At 61.3% G+C, this 6,025-nt stretch carries 6 protein-coding genes; 1 reads left to right on the top strand and 5 read right to left on the bottom strand.

The genetic code is table 11. The features are described from left to right. Nucleotides 1-32: 32 nt before the first annotated feature. The 4 genes from RF638_RS14210 to RF638_RS14195 all read right to left on the bottom strand — a co-directional run bounded on the left by RF638_RS14210 (nucleotide 33) and on the right by RF638_RS14195 (nucleotide 3,943). On the bottom strand, nucleotides 33-389 hold the full coding sequence (locus RF638_RS14210) for a GNAT family N-acetyltransferase (protein WP_368842292.1): 357 nt from the start codon (nucleotides 387-389) through the stop codon (nucleotides 33-35). A gap of 31 nt (nucleotides 390-420) precedes the next feature. Then, a complete protein-coding gene (locus RF638_RS14205) occupies nucleotides 421-1,554 on the bottom strand; it encodes a hypothetical protein (protein WP_368842291.1) in 1,134 nt (377 codons plus the stop codon). Beyond that, entirely contained in the window at nucleotides 1,518-2,018 is a 501-nt protein-coding gene (locus RF638_RS14200) for a DUF6318 family protein (RefSeq protein ID WP_368842290.1), read from the bottom strand. Before RF638_RS14200 ends, RF638_RS14205 begins: the two co-directional genes overlap by 37 nt. Nucleotides 2,019-2,485: 467 nt before the next feature. Next, nucleotides 2,486-3,943 carry a benzaldehyde dehydrogenase gene (locus RF638_RS14195; RefSeq protein WP_368842289.1) on the bottom strand — a complete coding sequence of 486 codons (1,458 nt, stop codon included), beginning with the start codon at nucleotides 3,941-3,943 and terminating at the stop codon, nucleotides 2,486-2,488. 140 nt (nucleotides 3,944-4,083) lie between these two features. Between RF638_RS14195 and RF638_RS14190 the strand changes: the two genes are divergently transcribed. Then, a complete protein-coding gene (locus RF638_RS14190) occupies nucleotides 4,084-4,578 on the top strand; it encodes an SRPBCC domain-containing protein (protein WP_259917474.1) in 495 nt (164 codons plus the stop codon). 85 nt (nucleotides 4,579-4,663) lie between these two features. Here the strand turns inward: RF638_RS14190 and RF638_RS14185 are convergent, their stop codons facing one another. Further along, complete coding sequence (locus tag RF638_RS14185; protein ID WP_368842288.1) at nucleotides 4,664-5,935, bottom strand: MFS transporter; 1,272 nt, start codon at nucleotides 5,933-5,935, stop codon at nucleotides 4,664-4,666. Nucleotides 5,936-6,025 lie beyond the last annotated feature (90 nt).

Below are 6,025 nucleotides of genomic sequence, written 5' to 3'. Positions count from 1 at the left end.
CCCGCGGGTTCCGGAACTTCGAGAACTACCGTCTACGCGCCCTGCTCGCCGCCGGCGGACACCGGCCGTGGAGAAAGACACCTACCCATGCTCATTTGTGAAGGGCCCTCAATGCTGGCGCCGGTGGGCTTGAATTCCAGACTCTCGTATAGCCCGAGAGCACGATGGTTGTGTGCATAGACACCCAGCGTGATCAATGGGAAGTCCGTCTTCTCAAATCCTCGAGCGACTGCCGCTTCGACCAACGCACGGCCACGGCCCTGCCCACGAACAGCTGGATCAGTAATGATGTAGCCGAGGCGCATTGATTGAGAGTCGTGGTCTGCGAGTAACGATGCGATATGCCCACTGTATGAGTGTCTTGCACCCCACTCCCCCGCAACCACCATCAGCGAGCTGACGGCCCTGAAGTACGGTTGCTCAGTTGGTACCGGGGCAGCCGAAGCTGCGGGGATTCTCGTTGCAGTCATCAGCGACATTGCGGACGGTTGCCTTCCACACGCTGATCGGGACAGGCGCGGATGCGACTTCGTTGAACCCAGCGACCGGCTGCCAGCCGGTACCCGCCACGTTGTACTCTCCATAGAAGAAAGTAGTCAGCGTGACGCTGTAGTCACCGGTTTCCGAATAGACGTGTGAGGTGTCCGTGGGGATATCCCAATCGCCTTCGGCCAATGGTGCACCTGTCAAAGGCGTGGGGCCGAGAGCTGTCCCGTCACCGTAGTTCCAGGAGTACTGAACCGGATACGCCCTCACCGCCACGGGGAAGCCGCCCAAATCAGTTTCGAACATCTGGGCATCTGCAACGGCAAACACATTGGTGTTCATGTTCTTGAGTGTGTCCGGAGCTGGCTCAACAGTTGAGACAGCGGGAGCAACGTTCAGGCGCTGGAAATCCTGAAGAGTGAACACGGGAAGCGGAATGACACCTTCATCATCAGCTTCGGCAGCTTCAGCATTAGCCACGCACATTTGAGTTCCGCGTGACGCACGGCCCTCTTCTCCCGCCCCACCAACGACGACGTCCATATTGACGCCTTCGCCGCCACCATCGACCGTGCACTCTTGTTCCTGGCGGCAGTCGTCAAAGGCGTCGCCATCTTCACCATTGCAAGGATCCTGCAGGCTATATGTGGTTCGATTCAGCGCTGTGTCCATCTTGGTGGGGTCAAAGAAGATCGAGTCATCGTCGCTCATGAGTCGATGACGTAGGGCTTTTTGATATTCGCCGTCTTCGTCAGGGTTCCATGCGACACCAGAACCACTTCCGGTATCTCCGTTACCCTCCGGTTGGCCAAGGGAAACAGAAATACCGCTACCACCCGATCTGCCGCTGTCCCAATTCACTTTGAGATCGGTGACTGCCCCATCGGCGCGCCCAGATGTTCGATTAGCCACTTGGGTTTCGTCCCCCCACCCCCATGGATCGACGTTCCCCTCATTGGCCGAAGCGCTGCCGACTACAACCAGCTGAACAGAAAACAGGACAGCGAGAAATGCAATTGAAAATACATATTTTAAGAACTTCTTGGAGATGCAGTGATGTACATCCATAGGCCGTCCCTAAAATCGATGTTCCCGTTAAAACCCTCATCAGTTTCGAATGGGTGTTGTTGCGAAGTTAACTCCCCACCTTCTACAGTCTTAACACCGGAGCTTTCAAGATTAACTGGAACCGAGTAAATCCCATCTGGAGCCTTCAGAAAGGAATCGGGAAGAATTGTCGCCTTTTCGTAGCCGCCAGCAATCCAGTCATCATTGGAATAGATATTATCGATCCTATTGAATTGGTCGAGGCATCGTTCACATGTGTTCGACGTAACCGCACGCACCAGAGAAGTATCCCCCGTCTGAAACGCATACCAGACTGCGTCCGTGCGGTAATCCAAAAACGCCTGCGCCCCCGCCTCAGTCTCCTGCTTGGCCTCTTCGGGCATCACCGGCTTTGGGACATTGCGTGCAGGGTGTTCGAGGGTTGCCGGCTCGAAGTCATCCGGGAACTCCTGACCGGTAGCCATTGTCTCCGGCTGCTTAGGCCACCAGTCCCCACTGGCGGACGGATCCGGAGACGAGGATGGTGAATCCGATGACCCATCTCCGGTCTCACTAACCGTGGGAGACGAACCGCCATCCGCAGACGTAGACGTGGCCGTATCACCCGGCTCGGGATCGTTCGAGTTGCCGCAGCCGGCCAGCGTCAGCCCTAACGCCAGCGCGGCCAGGCTCGCCGCGAGCTTCCTACGCTTCAGCGCATCCCCCATTGGATGGTCCCCTCTAACTCATGAAGCCCGGCGGCCACTGCCAAGCTACGGCAGCGATTCGAGCTTACGAAATTTCGTTTGACACTATCCACCGCGGATAGATTTCTGTGGATAACTTTTCAATGTAAACGCATAACGACCAGTCACGAAGTTTTCGCACGCGTCTACAAACCAGCAAGGTGACCGTTTGTTGCACGGTCACCTTGCTATTCCGAGTAATTAACTCAGAACAGGTACTGCGGAATGTCCGGGCTGATCGTGACCCACTGGCTCTCGGTAAAGGCCTCGATGTTCGCGGCCGCACCACCGAACCGAGCACCCGTTCCGGAGGCCTTCATGCCACCCATGGGGGCGGTCGTCTCGTCCATTACGGTCATCTCATTGATGTGGATCTTGCCCGCAGTGATTCGGTCCGCGACCTTCAACGCCTCACCCACATCACCAATGATCGACAGCGACAACGCGTACTCCGAGTTGTTCGCCAGGTTCACCGCTTCTTCCACGGAGGACACCTTGATGACCGGAGCCACCGGACCAAAGATCTCCTCATTCCACGCCGGCATGTCCACCGTCAGGTCAGCCAGCACGGTGGGCCGATAGAACAACCCGTCGTGCGTTGCACCCGCACGGATCGACGCACCCGCGATCACCGAATCCTGGACCTTGGAATCCACGGCCTTCAGCTGCTTCTCGTCAATGATCGGCCCCAGGTGAACTTGCCCCTCGGACGGATCACCCACCACCAACGCGTCGGCCCGCTCGGCCAACTTGGACACGTACGACTCGTACACATCCTCATGAACAATGTGGCGTCCCGTGGTCATACACACCTGCCCCTGATGGAAGAACGACCCCATGGAGCCCACCCCCGCGGCCAGATCCAGGTCAGCAGACGGCAACACCACCATCGCGTTGTTGCCGCCCAGCTCCAGGTGAGTTCGCTTCAGATGCTTGGCACCCGCCCCACCCACATAGCGGCCCGCTTCTGTAGAGCCGGTGAAAGACACGATTCTCACCTCGGGCGCATCAACGGTCGCCGCGCCGACGTCGCCGCCTCCCGGTAGCACCTGCAGCACACCCGAGGGCAGTCCCGCCTCTTCGAAGATCCGTGCGATCAGCACTCCACCGGTGATGGGCGTGCGGGGATCCGGCTTCAACAAGACCGCATTTCCCAGGGCCAACGCCGGCGCCACCGAACGGATCGACAGAATCAGCGGGAAGTTGAACGGCGAAATCACAGTGACCACCCCGGCGGGCACCCGCCTCGCAAACGACCAATGCGGATCGTCGGAGGCCAACACCTCCCCTCTAGCGTGCGTGGGCAGTGCAGACGCCTCGAAGCACTCCTGCGCCGCGACGTTTGCTTCCATCCCCGCCTTGGGCTGGATCGCGCCGGTTTCGCGCACCACCCAGTCGATGATCTCTTCGGTGTTCTCCTCGAACAGCTGGCCCGCCTTGCGGAGCACGGCCGCACGCTCGGTCGGCTTGAGCGCGGCCCACGCGACCTGTGCCTCGGAAGCCTGCCGAGCGGCGTCGTAAACGTCGGCGGGAGATGCGGAACCCACCGAGCCCAGGACAGCTTCCGACGCGGGATTCTGAACGGAAATCGAGTCGCCGGACCCATCCCGCCAGCCGTTGATGTAGAGCTTTCCGTGCCAGCGTTCGTCGTCGAGAATTGCCATGTTCGCTCCTTCGGGTGGATCGGCGAGCGCCGTGCGCAACGCACTGCACACCGCACAATTTCTCCCCACATTGTGACCTACAAAACACAGATGCCGCTCAAAGTCTTGTCACCGCTCACCGACGGGAGCAGCATTGACCCATGTCAGTAGTGGATGTTCAGAAGAATCTCGACGTCGCCCAACTCACCCTCGTGGCGGAACTAGACGCCCCCGTGACCACCGCCTGGAACCTCTACGCCAACCAGCAGTTCGTCGAAAAATGGTGGGGTCCGCCCCGCTATCCCGCCACGTTCACGAACCATGACCTGACCCCCGGGGCCACGGTCGGCTACTACATGACGGGCACGGACGGCGAGAAGTACCACGGTCTGTGGCAGGTCCAGGAGGTCACCCCCGAGCGAGAAATCCACTTCACCGATCGCTTCGCTGACTCCCACGGCCAGGTCGACGCCGCTCTGCCCGCCTCGGACGTGGTGGTCGCCTTCGAGGCGTTGGACGGCAATCGGAGCCGGATCACCACGGTCACCACCATGTCCTCACGCGAGGACCTCAAGGAGGTGTTGAAGATGGGCGCGGAAGAAGGCACGGTGCAGGCCATGAACCAGATGGACGCGCTGCTCGAATCAGCAACATGACTCGTCGGATCGTGTGCCCATTGCAAGAGCTCACTCCGAACAGCCAAACAGGCGACCCGCACGATGGGCCGACGAGCGCGACAAGCTACGGCTGCGGATCCCTCGCGTCATACCGGCTGAACGCGGGGAACTTCCGCACCAGGACCACCACGAGCACCAGACACACGACCGCGCCGGCCACGGCAGCCAGACCGGGCCCGGCGAACTCGCCCGCGGTGCCCATGTAGGCATCGCCCAGGCGCGGCCCACCGGCCACGACCACAATGAAGATGCCCTGCAACCGCCCGCGCAGCGCATCCGGGGTCGCCGCCTGCAGGATGGTGGTGCGGAACAACATGGAGATCGCGTCCATCGCACCGGCCGCGACCAGCACGGCGCACGACGCCGCCAGCGGCCACACCGTCTCACGTCCCCAACCGCCGGAGGCCAGCAGCACTACGCCACCGAACGCCATGATGCACACGGCCCACCCGGCCACGGCCATCGCGCACGCTTTGCCATGGCGGTTGAGCCGCACCAGCGGCCCGGACAGCAACCCCGCCAGCACGGAGCCAGCCGCGAGTGCCGCGGTCAACAGCCCCACCGTGAATTGATCCCCGCCCAACACGGTCGCGCCAAGCACCGGGAACAACGCACGCGGCATCGCAAAGAACATCGCGGCCATGTCCAGCAGGAACGTCATGCGCAGATTGGGGCGGGTCGCCAGGAACCGGAAGCCCTCGACCACGGAACGGAAGCCGGCGCGGGACGGAACGCCGTCGGGCGGCAGGGATGGCAGCTTGTACATCGCCCACAGGCTGACCATGAAAGTTAGTGCGTCGGCGGTATAGGCCCACTGAAAACCCAGCCCGGCCACGGTCAACGCACCCAATAACGGCCCCACCATCAGCGTGGATCCCATGGTCAGTTGGAACAGCGCATTGGCTGCGGGCAACTGCCGCGTGGGCACCAACCGCGGAACAATCGCCCCGCGCACCGGCTGGTTGAGCCCCTGCGCAAACGAATGCAGTGCCACCAGCGTGTACAGCACCACCAGGGACGAAATGTGCGCCCACGAATGCACGGCCAAGGCCACCGTCACCGCGAAGAGACCAAACGTGGTCCACAGCCCCACGGTGCGGCGATTGTGCGCATCTCCCATCGACCCGCCGTACAACCCGGACACGATCAGCGGAAGCAGCGCGGCGACACCCACCATGCCCACGGCAAACGTGGAGCGGGTGAGCTCGAAGACCTCCAAGCTAATGGCCACCACCGTGAACTGGTTCCCCAACATGGACATGGTGGAGCCGATCCACAGGCGTCGGAACGCCGGGGACTCACGCAGCGGGGTGAGGTCGAGCAATAAGCGGGGCACTGGTCGATCCTAGGCCCACACATCCGAATTGCGAGAGCAGCCAGAACGCCCGGAACCATTTACCCTGAGAGGAGCCCACTTCCCCGGGAC

This window comes from Kocuria sp. CPCC 205235 (assembly GCF_040980905.1).
In the GTDB taxonomy this organism is placed as follows: domain Bacteria; phylum Actinomycetota; class Actinomycetes; order Actinomycetales; family Micrococcaceae; genus Kocuria; species Kocuria carniphila.
Note: the sequence above shows the minus strand (reverse complement) of the source record. Positions and strands in the feature narration are given on the sequence as shown.